A 19,277-nucleotide genomic window follows, 5' to 3' on the forward strand; every position below is an offset into this window, starting at 1 on the left:
GTCGCGGTCCGTGGGGATGTCGTGAAGGGCCCCTTTGAGACGATGAAGGTCTCAAAGGGGCCCTTCACGACATAAGAGCTTTACGCCGACGACCTGGTGCGGGAGGCCCTTCTCTTCCGGCAGCGCGTAGCCGAAGTGGTTCGCCGCCATGGACAGCATCACTACACGCCGGAGGCCCGGCGTCGGCGTGGCTGAAGACCGATCCGGCGGTTTCGCGTGTCAGGACGGACGGCACGTGTGATCCGGCGGACGACACGTGTGTCGTCCAGCCGGACACGCGAAACCGCCGCCCGCACACCGGCACGCGTTGACTCGCTAGCCGTCCTTACCGCTCACGAGAGGTTCCCCAAGCGGTACTGGCGCCCTCCATCGCACTCCATAGGCGAAACCCGGTGTCAGGCGCCGGAACTGGACATGGACCTCGCCGGAAGCGTCCGGCGTCAGAGAGAATCCTCGCGCCGCCTCATCACTCGCGTCGTCCTGGAAGACCCGCTCCAACCGCACCACTTCCGCCGGGATCGGCAGGGGAAACCGGACGTGCAGATCGAACAGGTCGACCGGATGACGGGGGACGCAGACGAAATGCGGGTGCCTGAATTCCGCTCTGAACCGCAATGCGATCTCGTGTTTGCTCTGCCGTTGAAGCGGTTCGGGCAGGTGTAACGCCAAGCCGACGCGATCAGTGGATTCCATCGCCCGGCCGATCAGCCGTCCACCGTGGAACACGTCCACCCGGAGATCGTCGGCGCCGATTGCTTCACCCCGATAGACCGAGTCGGTGAGGGTCAGGGCGAGGTCCAGCTCGGCGATGTCGTCGGCGTCCGCGACGATCCGGCGGAACTCGAAAACCTCCGGAACCGGCTGGTCGAGCGCCAGCGTCACTCGCAGCTCCTCCGTGTGCCACCTCCTACTGGGCTGGACCGCTTCCGCTTCGAAGGATTCGTTCGTGGACGCCACGGCGACCTCGGCGAGCCGATCGATTCCTTCGTCGATACGTCGGCGGGCGGTCCGGTCGTCACGCTGCAGATGCCCGGCCAGCCAGCTCACCCGTTCCTGATAGAAGGGGTGCACCGCCTCCGGGTGCAGTCCGAGCGCGGCCAGCACAGCGGTGCACAGATCCTCGGGCAACGAACGCGACCACTCGGACAGGCATTCGCTCAGCATGCTCCGGATCGCCGCGTTTCCGGCATCCCCGGCCGTTCCGCAGACCGCGCGCAGCGCGGGACCCGCCCGCTCGGCGAGGTGAGGTGCCGCGATTCCCCTACCCCGTCGAAGCAGCTTCAATTCGCCGGCGAGATCAACAGCGCTGACGGTCACCAGTCCTCCCCTAATGGTTCGAGCACGGTGGTCAATAGTCGTCAGCCCGGCGGCCCGTGTCCAGCCGGTCGCGGTCGTGTATCGACGATCGTTATTCGGGTTTCCCTTTCCCGCCCATACGGGAAACAGGAAACTCCTTGTCGCTGCCAGACCCGCGACGCATTCTTGGTGAGTCGCCGAAATTCGCGGCGAATAACACTCCAACCAGCGGTTTCCGTGCTGTCGAGTGCTGCCTTGACGCGCACACCCAAGGAGTCGGAATGAAGGTCATGTGCTCGCTTTCACTGCTCTTACGGCTGGCTTTCTGGCTGTGGGTGATCGCGCTCGTCGTCGGGGTGGTGCTCGGCGGTGCACAGGGAACCGCGCCCGCGAACCCGGTCCAGCCGGCGGTCGCCACACACGGAAAGGAGGTGGACTGACCATGCAGACCCACACCATCGGCCTGATCCTGGCCCTGCTCGGCTTCGTTTTCGGCTGAGGGCGATCGACGACCATGGAACGCACACGCGGCCGCCGGCCGGGTCCACGGATCCGGCCGACGGCCGGAGGCGGCTGCCGAAACGTCTTCCACACGGCCATACTGATCCTCCGACGAGGGTGGGGGCCGATGAACGAGAGAGCCACGTTCGGAGCCGAGCTGAGACGCCGCCGCAAGGCGGCCGGCCTTTCACTCACCGAACTCGCCGTTCGCACCCACTACAGCAAGGGCTACCTCAGCAAGGTCGAGACCGGGCTTTCCGCGCCGAACCCCGCACTCGCCGCATTGTGCGAGACCGAACTCGGTGCGGAGGGAGCGCTGAAACCGCTGTTGCCCGGTGAACCCGTGCGGCGCAGGACGCGGCCGGACGTCCGGCCGTCCGGCTTACCGCCGGCGACGCCCTCCTTCACGGGGCGAACCGCCGAACTGCGGGCGATCCGCACGGCGCTCGAAGCCGACGGAGGCGTCTGCGTCGTGTCCGGCATGGGCGGCGTGGGCAAGACGGAACTCGCGGTGCGGTGCGCGCACCGGCTGGAGTCCGGATTCGCCGACGGCTGCCTGTTCGTCGATCTGCGCGACGAATCCGGCGAGTCCGCCGCGGTGCACGACAGACTGCTGCGCGTCCTCGGCGTGCCGGCGGACCGCATCCCGGCCGATCCTGCCGATCGGGCGGCGCTGTATCGGTCCCGGCTTCGGGGCCGCAGCGTGCTCCTTGTACTCGACAACGCGGTGAACGCGGCTCAAGTGCGCCCGCTGCTCCCGGCCGAGCCGAAATGCCGGGTGCTGATCACGAGCAGGTCCCGGCTCAGCGCGCTCGACGACGCCGCGCACATCTCCTTGGACATGCTCCCGCTCGATGCGGCGGCCGGCCTCTTCACCACGGTCACCGGTGTTCCCTCCAGCGCCGCCGTCACCCGGGTGGTCCAACGATGCGCCCGGCTCCCCCTCGCGATCCGGATCGCCGCGGCGAGGCTTCGCGCTCACCCGTCTTGGGACGTCGCGGAACTGGAGCGGCGGTTGGCCGACGAAACAGCTCGTCTCGGCGAGCTCGACGACGGCGAACGCTCGCTCGCCGTCGCGTTCCGGCTGTCCGTCAAGCAGCTGAGCGCCGCCGAAGCGAGGCTCTTCGGGCTACTCACCGTCCACCCCGGGACCGACGTCGACATCCATACCGCGAGTGCGCTGAGCGCGCTTTCGTTCCGGGAGACCGATCGGCTGCTGGACCGTTTGCACGAAGCCCATCTGCTCACCCAACCGGAATCCGACCGCTACGGATTCCATGACCTGCTGCGCGCGTTCGCGACCGAATTCGTACTGACCGACGCGGAGGACGGAATGAAAGCATTCGGAAGGCTGGCCGCCTTCGCGGTGCGAACCGCGGCTCAGGCCGATAAGGAACTCACCCCGCACCGCTTCGTCCCGGAGATCGTCTTCGACCCGGGGATCCCGGAACCGGCACGGCTGGACGACGGCGAGATGGCGATGTCCTGGTTCCGCGCCGAATGGCCCGGGCTGGTCGCCCTGTGCAGGACGGCGCATGAACGCGGTGAGTACGACCGGTGCTGGCAGCTCGCCTTCTTCCTGCGCGACTACTTCTTCGTGGCCAAACTCTGGGATCCCTGGCTGGAAACCCATCGGTGGGCGCGCGCGTCCGCCGAGGCCGTCGGCGACAGGTGGGCGCTCGCCACCACCACGGCCAATCTCGGGGTCGCGCACGTCGATCGCGGCGATCTGGACGAAGCATCGGCATGCTACGGCGAAGCGCTCGCGCTGTTCCGGCAGATCGGTGACGGTCACGGGGAAACCACGACACTCGCGCACAGCGGCTGGGCCGAGCACTATCGGGGCAACCATGACGACGCGCTGCGAGATCTCCGGCAGGCGCACGCTGCCTACGTCCGTGACGGCAATCGCCGCAACGCCGCGATCACCGACCGCGGGATCGCCTTGGTCCTGACGGCGCTCGGGCAGCCGGTCGAAGCCGCCACGCTCGCCGCCGAAACGTTGGCCGTCTTCGACGAACTGGGGCTGGACCTCGACGCCGCGATGGCCCTCAACTGCATGGGCTGGGCTTGGTTTCACACGGAGCGTCACGACCAGGCCGCCTCAGCCTATCGCGCGGCCGCGGACCGCGCCGAAGCCTGCGGAAGCCGGTACGAAACCGCGCGCGCCTACGTCGGCCTCGGGAACGTCGCGGCTGCTGAAGGCTCCACCGAGCTGGCGGCCGACCTGTGGAATCGAGCCGACGAGGTCCATCCCGATCTCGACGAGGTCATGGTCGGTGAAAGCCGTGCGCGCGGAGGCGCGACGGCCTGAGCCGGGATACCGGCGACGAGTCCGGACGCCGCTCATCCGGCGGGTCGACCCGCAAGGCTGCTACGGTTGACCCCTGTCGCGGTTCAGACACCAGCCGCCGGGTCCTTTCTTCCGGGTCCGGCATGCCCTCCGGGGCAGGAGCCGGCCCCCATACCGGCAAGGAGTCCACTTGACCGACTACCGCGCTCCCGCATCCGATCCGCCTCGGTCAGCACGGAGATTCGTGTCCCCTCTCGACATCTCGGTCACCGCGTCCGGTACCGACACGGTCATCACCGTGTCGGGTGAAATCGATCTTGCCGTCTCCGCCGATCTGCGACGGGCGATGGAAGAGGAGCTCCTGTTCACTCCGGCGGCGCTGATCGCGGACCTGTCCACGGTGAGCTTCTGTGATTCGTCCGGTTTCACCGCTCTCGTGCAGGTCCGCGCGAAGGCCGAAGAGGCGGGCGTCCCGTTCGTCATCGTCACTCGGGAGCGAGCTTTGCTGCGCCCGATGTCGCTGCTCGGCCTCGACGCCGTCTTCACCGTGCACCCGACCCTCGATTCGGCACGGGACGCGCTCACTCGCTGACCAGCTGTCATGATGGGCGGTTGTGACGGGTGACAAGGATCCAGGGTTCCGCATCGGCGGGCGTCCACTGGCGGAACGGCTGACCGAGGTCCTGCCGTCGCTCGCGAAGACGGTCCTCGCCGAGATCGTCTCCCGCGTCCCCGAGTACGGCCTGTTGCCCGCCGAGGAACTCAGTGGCGACATCACGCACGTGATCGAGCAGAACCTGCGTTCGTTCATCGACACTCTGCGCACCGGGTCCACGCCGACGAGGGAGGAGCTCGACTTCCTCCGCGAATCGGCGGCCCGGCGCGCGGAGGAGGGCATCCCGATCGACATCGTGCTCACCGCGTACCACATCGGCATCGAGGTGGTCTGGGCATCGCTGACGCCGGACGCGCGGCCGAACGAGGTCGCCGACGTCCTCGCGGTCAACGCGCTCACCCTGCGTTATCTGGAAGTGGTCACTCCCGCGGTCGGCGCGGGGTATCTCGACGAGCGCCAGACGATGTTCGACGACGAGCGTTCGGCGCGGCACGCGGTGCTCTCCGCCCTGCTCGACGGCGAACCGGCGGAAGTCGCGGCAGGCCAGGCCGGTCTGCGCCTGCCACCGTGTTACATCGTGCTCGCGGCGTCGGTCGGGGCGCATCCGGACGAGGCGACCACCGGGGTCGACCCGCTGGTCGCCGGACGCCGGAAACTGCGGCGGCTCCGGGTCGAGCTGGAGCGCCAGGTCCGAGGCACGGTGCTGACCTCGCTCACCCCCGAAGGCGGCATCGCCTTGCTACCGCACGAAACCCCTGCCGGGGAACTGTCCACACGCGACTGGACGCGGCTGGAGCGGGTCCTTGCCGACGTCGCCCGCACGGCGGGCGCGGAAGTCACCGCCGGCACCGCCGCGGCCGAGCCGTCCGGGGTGCCCGCGGCGGCGAGGCTCGCGCAGGAAGTACTCGCGGTCGCCACCGGATCCGGGCGTCCACCCGGCTTGTACCGGCTCGACGACGTCCTGCTCGAATACCAGCTTTCGCGCCCCGGCCCGGCGCTCGACCGGCTGGCCACCCGGCTGGCACCGCTGGACGGCAACGAGGAACTCGTCCACACCTTGGAGACCTTCCTTCGCCGCGGAGGACGCCGGCAGACCGCCGCCGCCCTGCACGTCCATCCCAACACCGTCGACTACCGGCTGCGCCGGATCGCCGATCTCACCGGGCTGGACCCCACCCGGCTCGAACACGTCGCCCTGCTGCAGGCGGCCCTCGCGGCCCGCTCGGCCACGGGCCCCTTGTGACGCGTCACGAAAGGTGCCTACAAGACTCGGAGACCGTCACAAAGGTCGAGCAGCCGTCGGGCGGACCGGCATTCACCGGGGAAGACGAAGAGCTGCGTGCCGGTGTCCTCGGCGAGCAGCTGCGCGCGTTCGAGCACCCGGACGCCCGGCACGCCGAAGAACTCGACTTCGGACAGGTTGAGGATCAACCTGGTGCCGCTGCCGTGGAGCCGCTGGTCCAGCATCTCCCACAGCCTCGGCGCGGTAGCGAGGTCGACCTCGCCGTTCGCTTTGACGACCGCGGTTTCCCTGGTCGGCCTGCTCACGTGCAGGTGGAGGCGCCCTCGCGGTTCTTCGAGTGCCCGCAGCCCGGAGGACGTTGAAAAGGCGCGCTTCTTGTCAAGCGCGCGGGGCGTCGACAGAGAAGTCATGTGTGGAAGTACCCAGCCGACCGGTGCGATGAAACCGTCCGGCCGCTTGAAGACCGCCGAAAGCGGGTATCACCGCCCACGTCGGAGGTGATGTCCCATGTCCGCTGCACAGACCGGCACAGGGCCGGTGGTGACCGGTTTCGACGGATCGCCGGAGGCACGCCGCGCCGTCCGCTGGGCGGTCGCCGAGGCGAAAACGCGCGGCCTCGGCCTCGTTCTCGCCTACTGCACCCACGACCGTCTTCCCCCGCCCGGCTCGGATCCTGTCGCGACGCCGCTGAACGAAGCCGTTCCGCAAGCCGCCGACGAAGCTGCCGTCGAGCCCGCTCGACGGCAGCTCGCTTCGATGGCGGAGGCCCTGAAGCGCTCCGAGCCCGATCTCGACGTCCGCACGGTCGTCCGCGGCGGCACTCCGGAGCAGGTCCTGACCTCGGTCGCCGACGAGGCGGACGCGGCGATGATCGTGCTGGGCGAATCCCACTCCGGGTTGTTCACCAGGGCCGTCCTCGGCTCGACGGAATCCGAGGTGACCAAGACCGCCGGACGTCCTGTCGTGGTCGTGCGCGGGGACGAGCCGCCTCCGGGCGGGCCGGTGATCCTCGGGACCGACGGCTCGGAGCACAGCGCACAGGCGGCGGGCTTCGCGTTCGACTTCGCCTCGCGTCACAGGCTCACCGTGCACGCGGTCCACGTCGCGCGCATGCCGCTTTGGGGCCCCGCGAGCGAGCCTCTGCTCGGCGGACCGGTACTGGATCCGGCGCCCGGTATCCCTCAGGAGGTGGCCGACGAGCTCGTCGCCCGGCAGCTCGAGCCGTGGCGCGAGCGCTATCCGGAGGTCCCCGTGGAGCTGGTGCACGGGGTGGGACCCGCGGCGCAGGCGTTGACCGTGCAGTCCAGTGAGGCCGCGCTGCTGGTGCTCGGCCGGAGCGATCACGGCGATCTCCGGCGGCTGCTGCTGGGTTCGATCAGCGACGACGCGCTGCACCACGCCCATTGCCCGGTGGCGGTGGTCCGCGCTCAGCCGGTGGGCTGAGCGCGGCACGTCACGAGGAAGCGAGTTCTCCGAGAGTCCGCCGCGAAGCGCGTAGTTCCGCGGCCATCAGCAGACCGCCCGTGCGAGCCTGGGCGAGCGCGTAGCCGACGTCGGCGACCTTGGCCCAGGCCTCCTCCGCCGAGTCGGTCGCGCCGACCTGACCGGACAGGAGGCTCTGTTCGAGTTGTGCCTGCAAGCCGGGCAAGACGTTGGCGAGGTCGTCGGCGAGCTGCTGCAACGCGCCGATGGTGCGGCAGAGGTCACCAGGCGAGGCCTGTTCCTCGGTCCGCAGCCGGCTGTACAGGTGGCGCACGACTGTGCCGGCCTGTGCGGCCAGCAGATACGGCGGCTCCGCCGACTTCGGGTTCATTGCCCTGAAATACCCCGTCCACGACCTGCGAAAACAAAGTTTGTGCCGAGAGGGCCGGGGGTATCAGCGGTTGTGAACGACAACGTACTCACCTTCGGGGTCGAGGAAGAGTTCTTCGTGGTGGGCCGGGACGGCCACCTTTCCCCGGCGGGGGACGCCGTCGTGGACGCCGCGGAGGAGGATCAAGGCGAACTCCAGCAGGAGCTCACCCGCTCCCAGGCCGAATCGGCCACCGACGTCTGCAAGACACACGCTGAAGCCGAGCGGCAGCTGACGGCGATGCGCGCGGAACTGGCCGAAGGCGCCGCCCGGCGGGGTTGCCGTCTGCTGCCAAGCGGCAGCGCACCACTGGCGGAAACGGAGTTGCCCGCCATCACACCGAATCCGCGCTACGAACGGATGTCCGAACATTTCGGGGCGACCGCGCGGACGTCGCACACCTGCGGCTGTCATGTCCACATCGCCATCCCCGACCGGGAAACCGGGATCCGGGTGATCAACCGCGTCCGGCCCTTCCTGCCCGTGTTGCTGACCGTGACCGCCAATTCCGCGATCTGCGACGGCTACGACACCGGGTACGCCAGCTGGCGTTACCAGCAGTGGAACCGCTGGCCTTCGGCCGGTTCGCCGCCGCTGTTCACCTCACTGGACCACTACGAAAGCATCGTCGACGCCTGGCTCCGCGCGGGCGCCATCCTCGATCGCGCGATGGTCTATTGGGACGTAAGGCTTTCCGAGAAGCAGCCGACCGTGGAGTTCCGGTTCGCCGACGTCGCGGTCACTCCCGGCGAAGCGGTGCTGCTCGGGGTGCTGATCCGCGGTCTGGTCGGCACGGTGCTCGGCACGGAGGAGCACCCCGTGGATTTGTCCAACGAAGTCTTGCGGGCCCAGATCTGGCGTGCGTCGCGGGAAGGGCTTTCGGGTCGCTGCCCGCATTTCCGGACCGGCGACCTCGCCCCGGCGAGCGAAGTGCTCGACGACGTCGTCACCTTCGCCGCCGGCGCGCTCGAGGAGACCGGGGACCTCGACTTCGTCCGCGACGGCCTCGCCAAGCTGTTCGCCGAAGGCAGCGGGGCCGACCGGCAACGGGCGCGGTTCGAGAAGCGTCAACGCGCGGAAGACGTCGTGGACCTGTTGGCCGTCCGGCCGGGTTGAGGGGTAAGGCAAGGTGGCAGGTTGCGAAAGCCACTTTCGCAACCTTCAACGTTGCGAACGTGGCTTTCGCAACGTCCGGGGGCAGGGTGTGGCGACGAGGGGCCCCTCGCTGAACCCCATGGTCGAAGTGTGTCGCCCAACGGCCACGAGGGACCGCTCACCGCGACCCGCGACCTTTGCCTACCCCTCGACAGGGGGCGGGTTCGCGTCACTCGCGTGATTGAAGGCGGAACTCGCGTGATCAGGCGGACGGCAAGCGGCGGTCAGGTTTGGCCGAGTTCTGACGGCCGGCGTAGCGGGCCGCAGTCGGCGTCGTTCCGCGCTCGCTCGCGAAACAGGCCGCGAGCCTCGTCGAGGACGGCGGTGGAGATCCGCCCGACGGGTTCGGGGTCGGTCGGCAGTGGCTCGTTGTCCGGTCCCGAACCGACCACCCGGCCCGCCAGCACCCACGGTTTGGTCTCGCGGGGCCGGTCGTGCCTGAGGTGGCAGTAGTCGTAAAGCCGTCTGGCCGGCCAGAGTTCGAGCGGCTGGTCCCGCCACCACGGTTCGGGATCGAGGGGGTTCACCGAGAGGCCCGGCAGTTCCGTGCCGGTGAGTTCGTCCCGGCTCGTGCCGGGGCGACGTTCGGGAGACGGCGCCCAGCGCACGTACAGGCTTTTCCGTCGCCGGACCAGCGCGGCGAGTTCCCCAGGGATTCCAACTGCCGCATCGAACGCTCCTGTGCGAAGGATGGACTCGGTGACCGGCGCGCCGGCGGCCCTGCTCCGCCGGGGCTGCCCACGCCGGTCCACCTCACGGCCAGTGGACATACAACCTCGCTGCACCGGCCGTTGCGTTTCGGTTACCCGCTCACGAGGGAGCTACACCGATTTCACCAGTGATCGATCCACGAGATGCGCGATCTCCTCCAGCGCGAGCCTCGCTTCCGGGATCGAGGCCAGCATCCACGCGTGGATCATGCCCTCGTACTCGTGATAGCTCAGCGGCACCCCTTGTTCGGTGCACAGGGTGTGCAGCCGCCGGGCGTCGGAGAGGAGCACGTCCTTGGTCCCGATGTAGACGGTCAAGGCCCCGAGCCCGGAAAGATCGCCGGACAACGGGCTGAGCCTGGGATCCGTGCGCGACAACTGTCCACTGTAGAGCCGGGCCGCCTCGTTCAGTCCGGTGAGCGCGAGATAGGGGTCGCGCTCGTCCAGCGCCGGTTGCGCCGGATGGGACAGTGTCAGGTCCAGCCACGGCGACAACAGGACGGTCTCCTTGGGCATCGGCCTGCCTTCGTCCCGCAACGCCTTGGTGAGCGCCAGTGCGATCCCGGCACCGGCGGAATCCCCCATCACGATCTGGTCCTCCGGGGCGGCACCCGCGGCGAACTCGTCGTAGGCGCGGCGGACGAACGCGGTGGTCTCCGGGCACTGGTGCACCGGGGCGAGCGGGTAGATCGGCACGGTGACCGAGCAGCCGGTGCGGTCGATCAGCCGTCCGAAGAAGCGCCAGTGGTCGTGCTGGATCTGGTGCACGTAGGCGCCGCCGTGGAAGTACAGCACGTGGTTGCCGTCGCCCCCGCCGCCCGCCGGGCGGATCGTGTAACAGGGTCGTCCGTCCACTTCGGACCACGTGACGTCGAACCGGCGCCAGATCGCGCGGATCGGCCCCCTGTCACCCTTCGCCTGGCTGCTTTCGATGCTCCGGCGGAAGCGGTCGAGCTCGGCGTAGGTGCGTTTCCGGTTGGTGAGGCGCAGCCACGCGAGCAGCGACTTCGCGGCGAGACTCGTCTTAGACCTGATCACGGGGAACCGTCCGATGCCAGTTGCGGGAGAACGTCCTTCGCTCCCCTTCGTATGCGTCGAGCTGTGCGTCGATCACGAATTCGGTGGGAGTGCAGGACACCCGGGTGCGGGTCTCGGACCGGGCTTCCCAGTCGCCGCGGGCGAACGACATCGACCACGAGGTCTCCGCCACCGGGGAACAGAAGTCGTCGGCCACCCACGAGTACCGCTCGAACACGTTCCTGGTGACGTCGAGATCGATGTCGTCGAACCGGACCTTGCCCTCGTTCTTCACGATGTCGAGCGCGGACCGGTAGTCGATCAGGTCACGGGAGACGGTCCAGCGCTGTTCGCCGGGTTCGACCTGGGTCGCGGGCAGCGGTTCCGCGCCCTCGGGTTCGCCGAACGGCCGCGCCGGGACCTCGTCCGCCTCCGCTATCGGCCGCACCGGAAGCGTGAGCGTGCTCTGTCCGGTGTGGACGGTCACCATCGCCGGTTCCGGCGGTGGCCACGCCAGCGGCCAGTACGACGACGAGATCGACAACCGGATCCGGTGCCCGGCGGGGAAGGCCTGCGCGACGGCATTGAGCTCGACGCGCACCCGATACCGCTTGCCCGGCTCCAAGGGCTCCGGATCTTCGTGCCCGTCCCGGTGGGTCAGGTTCAGCAGCCCATAGGTCACTCGCGTGGCCCTGCCGTCCGGCGCGACGTCGGACAGCCGGACGGCGACCTGCGCGACCGGCTTGTCCGCCGAGACCTCCAGGTCCGCCACCGGCGAACCGAGGATCTCGCACGGCTCGGTGAGCTCGTCGGTTTCGAAGACGAGCGAGCCGCCGTCCTCCTCCCGCTGGTCGTACGGCAGATCGGGCGGAGCGCTGTAGGAGGCCCACTTACCGGCGAACTGACCGACCGAAAGCGGCGACTCCACCGACAGGTTCTCCGCCGGGACGTCCTCGCCCGGACGGGCGATCCGGTGCCGGGCGAGCCGATGCTCGGACGGGTGGACGTGCGGCGAAGGCCAGGACGGCTCCCCCACCCACCGGCCGGGGCGGTCCTCGTACGAGGTCGACGGTGGCACGCTGTCCTGCATCCAGGTCTGGAGCATCGGCCCGTCCATGACGCCGTTCTCGACGTCCTTCAGCCAGTGGTCCCACCAGCGGACCAGCTCCTGCAGATAGCCGATGGCGGGCCCGGGGCGGCCGAGGTGCGGATACTTGTGCGACCACGGCCCGATCAGGCCGAGCCTCGGCACGTCGAGATTGGCCAGCAGCCGGGAGACCGCGTTCGAGTACCCGTCCGCCCAGCCGCTGGAGGCGAGGACGGGTACCTGGACGTCGCTGTAGTTCTCGCAGACCGACGCGTGCCGCCAGTAGTCGTCCCGGCGCTGGTGTCCCAGCCATTCGCCTGCCCAGAGTCCGCAGTTCTCCAGCCGTTCGTGCCACAGGTCCCGCCACCGCTCACCCGCCAGCGCGGGGTCGGGCGGCAACGTCGCGTAGGCGAACATCGTGGAGGCCTCGGCGACGTTGTCCGAGAGCAGGCAGCCGCCCATGTAGTGCATGTCGTCGGAGTACCGGTCGTCGGTGAACGACGAGATCGCGATCGCGGTCAGGCTCGGCGGTTTACGTGCCGCCACCTGGAGGGCGGCGAATCCGCCCCAGGAGATGCCCATCATCCCCGTGCGGCCCGAACACCAGGGCTGCGCGGCGATCCATTCCAGGACGTCCTCGGCGTCGAGTTGCTCCCGTTCGAGGTACTCGTCGGCCAGCACGCCCTCCGACTCCCCCGAACCGCGGATGTCGACGCGGACGCAGGCGTAGCCGTGCCCCGCGAGGTACGGGTGGTGCACGGAGTCCCGGACCGAGGTCAGGTCGCGGTGCCGGTACGGGATGTACTCCAGGATCGCCGGGACCGGTTCGCCGTCCGAAGCGACCGGCCGCCAGATCCGCGCCGACAGCCGGACGCCGTCGGAGACCGGGATCCAGACGTGGTCCTCCTCCGTGATCTCGTACGGCAGCGAGGCCACCGTCCGCATGGGCTATCCCTCCTCGAAGTCGAACCGCAGCGCCTCGACGCACCGGCGGTACTTGCTCTCCATCTCCCGTCCGGTCTGCGCCGCGACGAAGATATGCGCGAGTTCGTAGCTGTAACTGTCCTGTTCGGGCAGTTCCGAGAGCCGGATTCCCTTCTCGGCCACCGGTTCGATCTTCACCCCGGGGATATCCGCCTCCAGGTCCGCGATCTCGCCGCGGGTGGGCACCCTGGTGACCAGCGCGTCACGGAAGCGGCGGTGGTACCACTTGCCCGCGATCCGGTAGTCACCCTGGTTCCGGCGCCGTCCGGGATCCTGGCCTAGGCCAAGCTGCACCATGATCTGGTGGTTCGCCACCCCGTCGACGTACTCGAACAGTTCCGCGTGGGACTGCGAATGCCGCGGGTTGATCTCCAGCAGGCAGGCCTGCCCGGATTCGGGGTGACAGAAGAACTCGATGCTGAAAGTGGCGTTGTCGAAGCCGATCTGCTCCATCACGCGGACGGAGATCTCCTTCATCCGCTCGACGGCGTCCTCGGGCAACTGCGACGGGTACTGATGCCGCAGGAAAGAAGGGGTGTCGGGGTAGTTGATCGAGTCGAGGACACCGTAGACGGTGACCTGTCCTTTGTAGACATACCCTTCCGTCGCCGCCTGCACGCCGCTGAGTTCGCCCTCGGCAAGGCACGCGGACCCGCCGACGTCGGCCACCTCGGCGGGGAGGTCGACCATGCCGAGGATGCGGTCGAAGGGCTTGCCGATCCTGTCGACACCCGCCCGGATCTCGGCGACGGCCTTCTCGAACTCGTCGTCGTCGGCGACGTGGAAGGCCAGCTCCGAGGAGAACGACTTCACCGGTTTGAGCCACATGGGGTAGTCGACACCCTCCGGCGGCCGAGGGTCGTCCTGGTCCAGGTCGACGACGCCGAACGACGGCACCTCGTCGATCACCTTCGCCTGTTCGAGGCGGCTCCAGTACTTGTCCTCGCACTTGAGCACCGCCTCGAGCGAGACACCGGGGAGGCCGTACTTCTCGCACAGCATGGCCACCATCGTCGAAGACGGGAAGTCCCAATAGCTGACGATCGCGTCGATCGATCCGTCGAAGGCGTCCAGTTGCGACACCGCCTTCTCCACGAGTTCGACGATCGGGATCTGCCCGTGCTGGAGTTCGTCCGGCGACAGCAGCCCGTGGAAGCGATACCGCCCAGCGCCGGGGATTCGTCTCAGCACCTCTTCGTTGCTGTCGTCGAGACCGATGACGAAGATGTTCTTTTCCTCTGTGTTGTTTTCCTCTGGGGGACTGGAGGATGTGGTCATAGGCCAGTGCTACCCGCTCCGACGATCCGGAAAACCCTGGTTTGCCCACGTGGCCACGCGGGAATCCGGGCGCCATGACGGAGTTGCCTGGAACGCGTTCACTGTGGCTCGACACCGCTCCCGCTCCCGACCGCACCGGGACGCCGCTGCCCGCCGAGGTCGACGTCGCCGTGCTCGGCGGCGGGATCGCCGGCCTCACCACGGCCTACCGGCTGGCGAGGGCCGGGCGCTCGGTGCTGGTACTGGAGGCCGGTCGCCTCGCGGCGGGGGTCTCCGGCCACACCACGGCGAAGGTCAGCACCCAGCACGGGCTGAAGTACGCCACGCTGGCGAAGACCAAAGGCACCGAAGCCGCCGCGACGTACGCCTACACGCAGGCGGCCGCGCTGGACTGGATAGCCGCGGCCACCGCCGAACTCGGCATCGACTGCGGGTTCACGCGCGCCGACAGTTTCGTCTACACGACCCATCCCGGAACGGTCGAAAGCCTCGAACGAGAGGCGGAAGCCGCGGCCGAGGCCGGGCTTCCCGCTTCCTACGTCACCGAAGTCGACCTCGACGTTCCTGCCCTCGGCGCGGTGAAGTTCGCGTCGCAGGCGCACTTCCACCCGCGCCGCTGGCTGCTCGCCCTCGCCGTCGAGATCGAACGTGCGGGCGGGACGATCGTCGAAGGCGTTCGCGCGGAAGGCGTCGACGAACTCGGCGGGGTGAAGGTGCGCACCAGTTCCGGCGAGGTGCGGGCGGGCGAGGTCGTGGTGGCGACCCACTACCCCGTTTTCGACCGTGGCCTGTTCTTCGCCCGGCTCGACCCGGTCCGCGACCTCGTGGTCGCAGGGCCGGTCGAGGGCAACCGCCCGCCGGAAGGGATGTACCTGGACGCCGATACCCACCATTCCGTGCGGAGTTACCTCAAAGACGGTGTTCCGTACGCGATCGCGGGCGGCGAGCACTACCGCGTCGGCGACTCCGTCGACGTCGAGAGCCGCTACGAACGGTTGGCGAGCTGGGCGGGCGAACACGCGGCCGTACGCCGGGTCACCCATCGGTGGTCGGCCCATGATCTGTCCACTTTGGACTCCGTTCCGTACGTCGGGCGCTACCATCCGGCGAGCCGTCACCTGTGGGTCGCCACCGGCTTCGGCCAGTGGGGGATGACGGGCGGCACCGCGGCCGGGTTGCTGCTCGCGGATCTGCTGACCGGCCGCGACAATCCGTCGGCGAGCCTGTACGACCCCAACCGCTTCGACCTCCGGTCCGCGATCTCGACGGTGGAGAACAACGCCACGGTGGCGAAGTTCCTGGTGGGCGACCACCTCAGCGCGTTGCGCAAACCCGCCTCCCTGAACGAACTCCTGCCCGGCGAGGCCAAGGTGACCCGCGATGGAGGAGAACTTGTCGCCGGATACCGCGACCCGGGCGGTGAATTGCACGCCGTCGGCGCCCACTGCACCCATCTGGGCTGCCTCGTCGCGTTCAACAACGCGGAGAAGACGTGGGACTGCCCTTGTCACGGTTCGCGGTTCGGTCTGGACGGGTCGGTGATCCAAGGTCCGGCCGTGCGCGCACTGCCGAAGAAGCGGGAGCGGTGATGACCGGCATCGGTGTCGAAGAGGAATTCCTGCTGGTCGACCCCAGGACCGGGGTGAGCTGTCCCCGGGCGGAGGCCGTGCTCGAACGGCACCGGGTCTGCTGCCCGCTGCCGGACGGCGCGGCGGTCCACCGGGAACTGCGGCCGACGCAGATCGAGGCCGCCACCGGCGTCTGCGAAACCGCCGACGAGCTGTACGAACACCTGGCAGCGGGGCGTCGCACGCTCGCCGAAGCGGCGGCGGGCGAGGACTGCGCGATCATCGCCTCCGGCACTCCCCCGCGTCGCTCGCCCGACCGCGAGTACGGCGCCGGCGACCGTTTCGGCAAGGTCGACGCGCTGTACGCCGGGGTGGTCAAGGCGTACGAGGCTTGCGGTTGCCACGTGCACATCGGCGTGCCGGACCGCGAGACCGCGGTCGCCGTCGTTAACCATCTGGGTGAATGGCTGCCCACGTTGCTGGCGTTGTCGGGCAATTCGCCGTTCGAAGGGGGCCGCGACACCGGATACGAGAGCTGGCGGATGGTGGAGCAGAGCCGTTTCCCCGGCTCCGGCATCGCCCCGTACTTCGCGGACGCCGCCGGATACGAGGAGCAGGTCGGAAAGCTGGTGGACTGCGGGGTGCTGGTGGACGAGAACCAGACCTTCTGGCTCGCGAGGCCGTCCACGCGCTGGCCGACCGTCGAAGTCCGCGTCGCCGACACCGCGTCGACTGTGGACGAAGCCGTCTTGCAGGGGCTGCTGACGCGTGCGCTCGTGCGCACCGCGCTCGCCGACTTGGACCACGGGACGGAGGCGATCCCGCTGGATCCGCAGATCGCCGCCGCCGCGGTGTGGTCGGCCGCGCGTCACGGCCTTTCCGGGCCGGCCGTCGATCCGGTGGCCGGCAAGCCGGTTCCGGTGGGCGACCGGGTCGCCGCGCTGCTCACGCGTACCGAGCAGGCGCTGGAGGACACCGATGACCTGGGTCTCGTGCGCACCCTCCTCGGCCGGCTGGACCGGGAGGGCACCGGCGCCGAACGGCAGCGCCGGGCCGCCGCCGACGGGGAGGTCGCGGTGTTGCGGATGCTGACCGAAGAGACGGTTCCGCACGGCTAGATCGGGTACTCCCCTGGCATGACGACGATCGACCGTGAGGTGGCCGCGAGGCTGCCCGAGATCCGCGGCCCGCTCTCGGCCGCCGTGGTGGACACCCTGGCAGGCGGACGCCGTGACGACTTCGACCTCGATGCGGCGACCGACGCCGATCCGTTCGGCGAGGACCTGCAGCTGGCGCTGCATGTCTGCTACGAGCTGCACTACCAAGGCTTCGACGGCGTCGACTCCGAATGGGAATGGGACTACCGCCTGCTCGCCTTCCGGTCCGTTCTTGAGCACGCGTTCCTCGACGGCATCCGCGCCACCGTGCCCGGCGGGGACGACGTCCACGGCCTGCTCGACGACCTGCTGATCGAGCCGGTCGAGGGTGGCGGTGTTTCGCACTTCCTGCGTGACGAGGGCGAATGGCGGCACGTCGAGGAGTACTTCGCCCATCGGTCGATCTATCACCTCAAAGAGGCCGACCCCCACGCCTGGGTGATCCCGCGGCTGCGGGGGAAGGCCAAGGCGGCGCTGGTCGCCGTGGAGTTCGACGAGTTCGGGGGCGGCCGGGCCGACCAGGCGCATTCCCGCCTGTTCGCGGATCTGCTGACCGCGGCGGGCCTGTCCGGCGGCTACCTCGCCTACCTCGACCACGTCCCGGCCGAGCCGCTCGCGACGGTGAACATGATGTCGCTGTTCGGTTTGCACCGGAGCCTGCGTGGCGCGCTCGTCGGGCATTTCGCCGCCGCCGAGATCACCACCGCGCCCGCCGCCCGGCGCATGGACCAGGCGCTGGAGCGTCTCGGCGCGCCCGGGGAGTGCCGGTACTTCTACACCGAGCACATCGAGGCCGACGCGGTGCACGAACAAGTGCTGCGGCACGACGTCGTCGGGGATCTGCTCGACCGGGAGCCGGAACTGGCGGCGGACATCGCGCTGGGTATCCAGGCCACCGACCTGCTGGAGAACCGGCTGACCGAGCACCTGCTTGGCACCTGGTCAGCCGGGGAAACGTCACTCCTGAGGCCGCTGCACCCCTTGCCGTGAGCGGCGGCGGTGGCTGGTGTCGCAGAACGGGTAACGCTTGCTGCGGCGGCAGGCGCAGAGCGCGACCAGGAAGCGGTCCGAAGTCACCGTCTCGCCGTCCTCCATGACGATCTCGACCGGCCCCTCCACCAGGAGGGGCCCGCCGGGATCGAGCCGGACCTTGGTCCTACGGCCGGTCGGCACGGATCACCACCAGTTCTTCGTGCCGCTGCTCGGCCACGATCAGGCCCGCCGCTTCGAGGAAGGCCGCCCGCGCCCGCATCACCGGCCCGAACGGGATCGATCGGGTGGCGACCACCTCGGGCGTCAATCCCGCCGCCTGTAACTGATCCAACGACTTGTCCGGTCCCGCGACCGCGGAGTGGACCATCATCAGGTACCCGCCGGGCGCCACCAGGGACGACGCCTGTGCGCAGACCTGGTCGAGCACGATCCGGCCGTCCGGTCCGGCGTCCCATGCCCGCGCGGCCCCGACCGCCCGCACCGGGGACGGCACGTAGGGCGGGTTCGTCAGCACGACGTCGAACGGGCCTCCACGGGCCGCCTCGGCCAGGCCACCTCGCAGGGGCTGGACCGGAAGACGGCGCAACCGCGAGTTGAGCCAGACCGCGGCCAGCGCCCGCCGGGAGATGTCCACGGCGGTCACGGACCCCGCGCCGTGCGCCGCGGCCGTCAGCGCGAGCGCCCCTGTTCCGGTGCAGAGGTCGAGAACTCTTGCTCCGGTGGGCATTCCGGACGTGCTCAACGCGTGCGCCAGTAGCCAGGTGTCGTCTTGCGGGCGATAGACGCCCGGTGGCCGCAGCAGCCACGGCCGCGTCCGGACAAGTGGAATCGCTGCGCTGGAGATCGCGGTCATGTCCCCTCCGGTTCACCGTCGTTGCCGAGGACTACCCCGTCCAGGTGGCGCCAAACGTCCACAAAGGTCTGGCGCTCAAGGGGTTGAAACGGCGCGAAAGGGGTAGCCACAAGGAAAGCGACCGAAGGAGAAGCGCCATGGACGCCCAGCACAAGTCCGGGAGTGAAGACAAACAGGACGAGAAAGACCGCGAAGAGGTCCGCGGGGAACAAGGCACGTCCTCCGGTGACCCCCACGACGACACCGACCCGCAATCGGGTTGATCACACGGCGGAATCGCCTCCGGCTCCCACTGGCCGGGGGCGTTTCACGACGTCTTCTCGGGGTATCCGACGGACTTGGCGGCGCAACGGAGGCGTTCCCGATGAACCGACGTGCGGCAGGCTCCCCACTGCGAGCGGTGGTACTGGTCATCGCGCTGGTCCACCTCGTACCTGCCCCAAGGACATCGCCGCGCTGCTGCGGACCGCCGAACACGCGGGCGTCGACTTCGGCATCCTCCGCGACGCCATGAAGCCAACGCGCGCCGGCGGGCGGCCGTGGTGCGGAAGATCCGCCGCGCGATCACCGGTGTTTCGGACGGCTCGCTCTCGGGCATCCGCATCGGGTTGCCCGCGTGGGGTCGTGAGTGGCTTTCGCAACAGCCTCCGGTGGCACCCGCCGCTCCAGCCGGC

At 69.1% G+C, this 19,277-nt stretch carries 19 protein-coding genes; 10 read left to right on the forward strand and 9 right to left on the reverse strand.

Annotation, left to right across the window (positions count from 1 at the left end; all coding sequences use genetic code 11):
- Positions 1 to 315 precede the first annotated feature (315 nt).
- Complete coding sequence (locus tag DL991_RS32880; protein ID WP_233599140.1) at positions 316 to 1,317, reverse strand: hypothetical protein; 1,002 nt, start codon at positions 1,315 to 1,317, stop codon at positions 316 to 318.
- A gap of 260 nt (positions 1,318 to 1,577) precedes the next feature.
- On the opposite strand from DL991_RS32880, the gene DL991_RS42755 reads away from it, so the two are divergent.
- The 4 genes from DL991_RS42755 (at position 1,578) to DL991_RS32895 (ending at position 5,949) form a co-directional block, all read left to right on the forward strand.
- Positions 1,578 to 1,736 (forward strand): hypothetical protein, encoded by a 159-nt coding sequence (locus tag DL991_RS42755; protein ID WP_158632604.1) that lies wholly within the window; start codon positions 1,578 to 1,580, stop codon positions 1,734 to 1,736.
- Between the two features lie 188 nt (positions 1,737 to 1,924).
- Positions 1,925 to 4,111 carry a tetratricopeptide repeat protein gene (locus tag DL991_RS32885; RefSeq protein WP_125788249.1) on the forward strand — a complete coding sequence of 729 codons (2,187 nt, stop codon included), beginning with the start codon at positions 1,925 to 1,927 and terminating at the stop codon, positions 4,109 to 4,111.
- Positions 4,112 to 4,334: 223 nt separating this feature from the next.
- A complete protein-coding gene (locus DL991_RS32890; RefSeq protein ID WP_125788250.1) occupies positions 4,335 to 4,682 on the forward strand; it encodes an STAS domain-containing protein in 348 nt (115 codons plus the stop codon).
- 22 nt (positions 4,683 to 4,704) lie between these two features.
- Positions 4,705 to 5,949: a CdaR family transcriptional regulator gene (locus tag DL991_RS32895; protein WP_125788251.1), complete on the forward strand. Its 1,245-nt coding sequence runs from the start codon at positions 4,705 to 4,707 to the stop codon at positions 5,947 to 5,949.
- A gap of 17 nt (positions 5,950 to 5,966) precedes the next feature.
- Here DL991_RS32895 and DL991_RS32900 read toward each other — a convergent pair whose 3' ends face one another.
- Positions 5,967 to 6,359 (reverse strand): STAS domain-containing protein, encoded by a 393-nt coding sequence (locus DL991_RS32900; RefSeq protein ID WP_233599141.1) that lies wholly within the window; start codon positions 6,357 to 6,359, stop codon positions 5,967 to 5,969.
- Between the two features lie 97 nt (positions 6,360 to 6,456).
- Here DL991_RS32900 and DL991_RS32905 point away from each other — a divergent pair, with 97 nt between their 5' ends.
- Entirely contained in the window at positions 6,457 to 7,392 is a 936-nt protein-coding gene (locus tag DL991_RS32905) for a universal stress protein (protein WP_125788252.1), read from the forward strand.
- Positions 7,393 to 7,402: 10 nt separating this feature from the next.
- On the opposite strand, the gene DL991_RS32910 is transcribed toward DL991_RS32905, so the two are convergent.
- Positions 7,403 to 7,762: a hypothetical protein gene (locus DL991_RS32910; protein ID WP_125788253.1), complete on the reverse strand. Its 360-nt coding sequence runs from the start codon at positions 7,760 to 7,762 to the stop codon at positions 7,403 to 7,405.
- 72 nt (positions 7,763 to 7,834) lie between these two features.
- Between DL991_RS32910 and DL991_RS32915 the strand changes: the two genes are divergently transcribed.
- Positions 7,835 to 8,917 (forward strand): glutamate--cysteine ligase, encoded by a 1,083-nt coding sequence (locus DL991_RS32915; protein ID WP_125788254.1) that lies wholly within the window; start codon positions 7,835 to 7,837, stop codon positions 8,915 to 8,917.
- 263 nt (positions 8,918 to 9,180) lie between these two features.
- On the opposite strand, the gene DL991_RS32920 is transcribed toward DL991_RS32915, so the two are convergent.
- The 4 genes from DL991_RS32920 to DL991_RS32935 are packed head-to-tail and all read right to left on the reverse strand — an operon-like array spanning position 9,181 to position 14,032.
- Complete coding sequence (locus DL991_RS32920; RefSeq protein ID WP_233599142.1) at positions 9,181 to 9,726, reverse strand: DUF6098 family protein; 546 nt, start codon at positions 9,724 to 9,726, stop codon at positions 9,181 to 9,183.
- Between the two features lie 51 nt (positions 9,727 to 9,777).
- Positions 9,778 to 10,704 (reverse strand): alpha/beta hydrolase, encoded by a 927-nt coding sequence (locus tag DL991_RS32925; RefSeq protein WP_125788255.1) that lies wholly within the window; start codon positions 10,702 to 10,704, stop codon positions 9,778 to 9,780.
- Positions 10,691 to 12,715, reverse strand: coding sequence for a CocE/NonD family hydrolase (locus tag DL991_RS32930; protein ID WP_125788256.1), 2,025 nt, complete (start codon positions 12,713 to 12,715; stop codon positions 10,691 to 10,693). The genes DL991_RS32925 and DL991_RS32930 overlap by 14 nt, the downstream gene beginning before the upstream one ends.
- 3 nt (positions 12,716 to 12,718) lie before the next feature.
- Positions 12,719 to 14,032, reverse strand: coding sequence for an acetyl-CoA carboxylase biotin carboxylase subunit family protein (locus DL991_RS32935; RefSeq protein WP_125788257.1), 1,314 nt, complete (start codon positions 14,030 to 14,032; stop codon positions 12,719 to 12,721).
- 74 nt (positions 14,033 to 14,106) lie between these two features.
- Here DL991_RS32935 and DL991_RS32940 point away from each other — a divergent pair, with 74 nt between their 5' ends.
- Genes DL991_RS32940 through DL991_RS32950 form a run of 3 tightly spaced genes read left to right on the forward strand, consistent with a single transcriptional unit; the run spans position 14,107 to position 17,747 of the window.
- Complete coding sequence (locus tag DL991_RS32940) at positions 14,107 to 15,621, forward strand: FAD-dependent oxidoreductase (protein WP_125788258.1); 1,515 nt, start codon at positions 14,107 to 14,109, stop codon at positions 15,619 to 15,621.
- On the forward strand, positions 15,621 to 16,718 hold the full coding sequence (locus tag DL991_RS32945; RefSeq protein ID WP_125788259.1) for a glutamate--cysteine ligase: 1,098 nt from the start codon (positions 15,621 to 15,623) through the stop codon (positions 16,716 to 16,718). The genes DL991_RS32940 and DL991_RS32945 overlap by 1 nt, the downstream gene beginning before the upstream one ends.
- 18 nt (positions 16,719 to 16,736) lie before the next feature.
- A complete protein-coding gene (locus DL991_RS32950) occupies positions 16,737 to 17,747 on the forward strand; it encodes an iron-containing redox enzyme family protein (protein ID WP_125788260.1) in 1,011 nt (336 codons plus the stop codon).
- Here DL991_RS32950 and DL991_RS32955 read toward each other — a convergent pair.
- Positions 17,715 to 17,930 (reverse strand): CDGSH iron-sulfur domain-containing protein, encoded by a 216-nt coding sequence (locus DL991_RS32955; protein ID WP_125788261.1) that lies wholly within the window; start codon positions 17,928 to 17,930, stop codon positions 17,715 to 17,717. The genes DL991_RS32950 and DL991_RS32955 overlap by 33 nt on opposite strands.
- The gene (locus DL991_RS32960) at positions 17,914 to 18,603 is read right to left on the reverse strand and encodes a HemK2/MTQ2 family protein methyltransferase (RefSeq protein WP_125788262.1); all 690 of its coding nucleotides are present in this window, start codon (positions 18,601 to 18,603) and stop codon (positions 17,914 to 17,916) included. The genes DL991_RS32955 and DL991_RS32960 overlap by 17 nt, the downstream gene beginning before the upstream one ends.
- A gap of 137 nt (positions 18,604 to 18,740) precedes the next feature.
- Between DL991_RS32960 and DL991_RS43840 the strand changes: the two genes are divergently transcribed.
- Entirely contained in the window at positions 18,741 to 18,866 is a 126-nt protein-coding gene (locus DL991_RS43840; RefSeq protein WP_255431337.1) for a hypothetical protein, read from the forward strand.
- The last annotated feature ends 411 nt before the right edge of the window (positions 18,867 to 19,277 follow it).

This window comes from Amycolatopsis sp. WAC 01375 (genome assembly GCF_003947325.1).
Lineage (GTDB): Bacteria > Actinomycetota > Actinomycetes > Mycobacteriales > Pseudonocardiaceae > Amycolatopsis.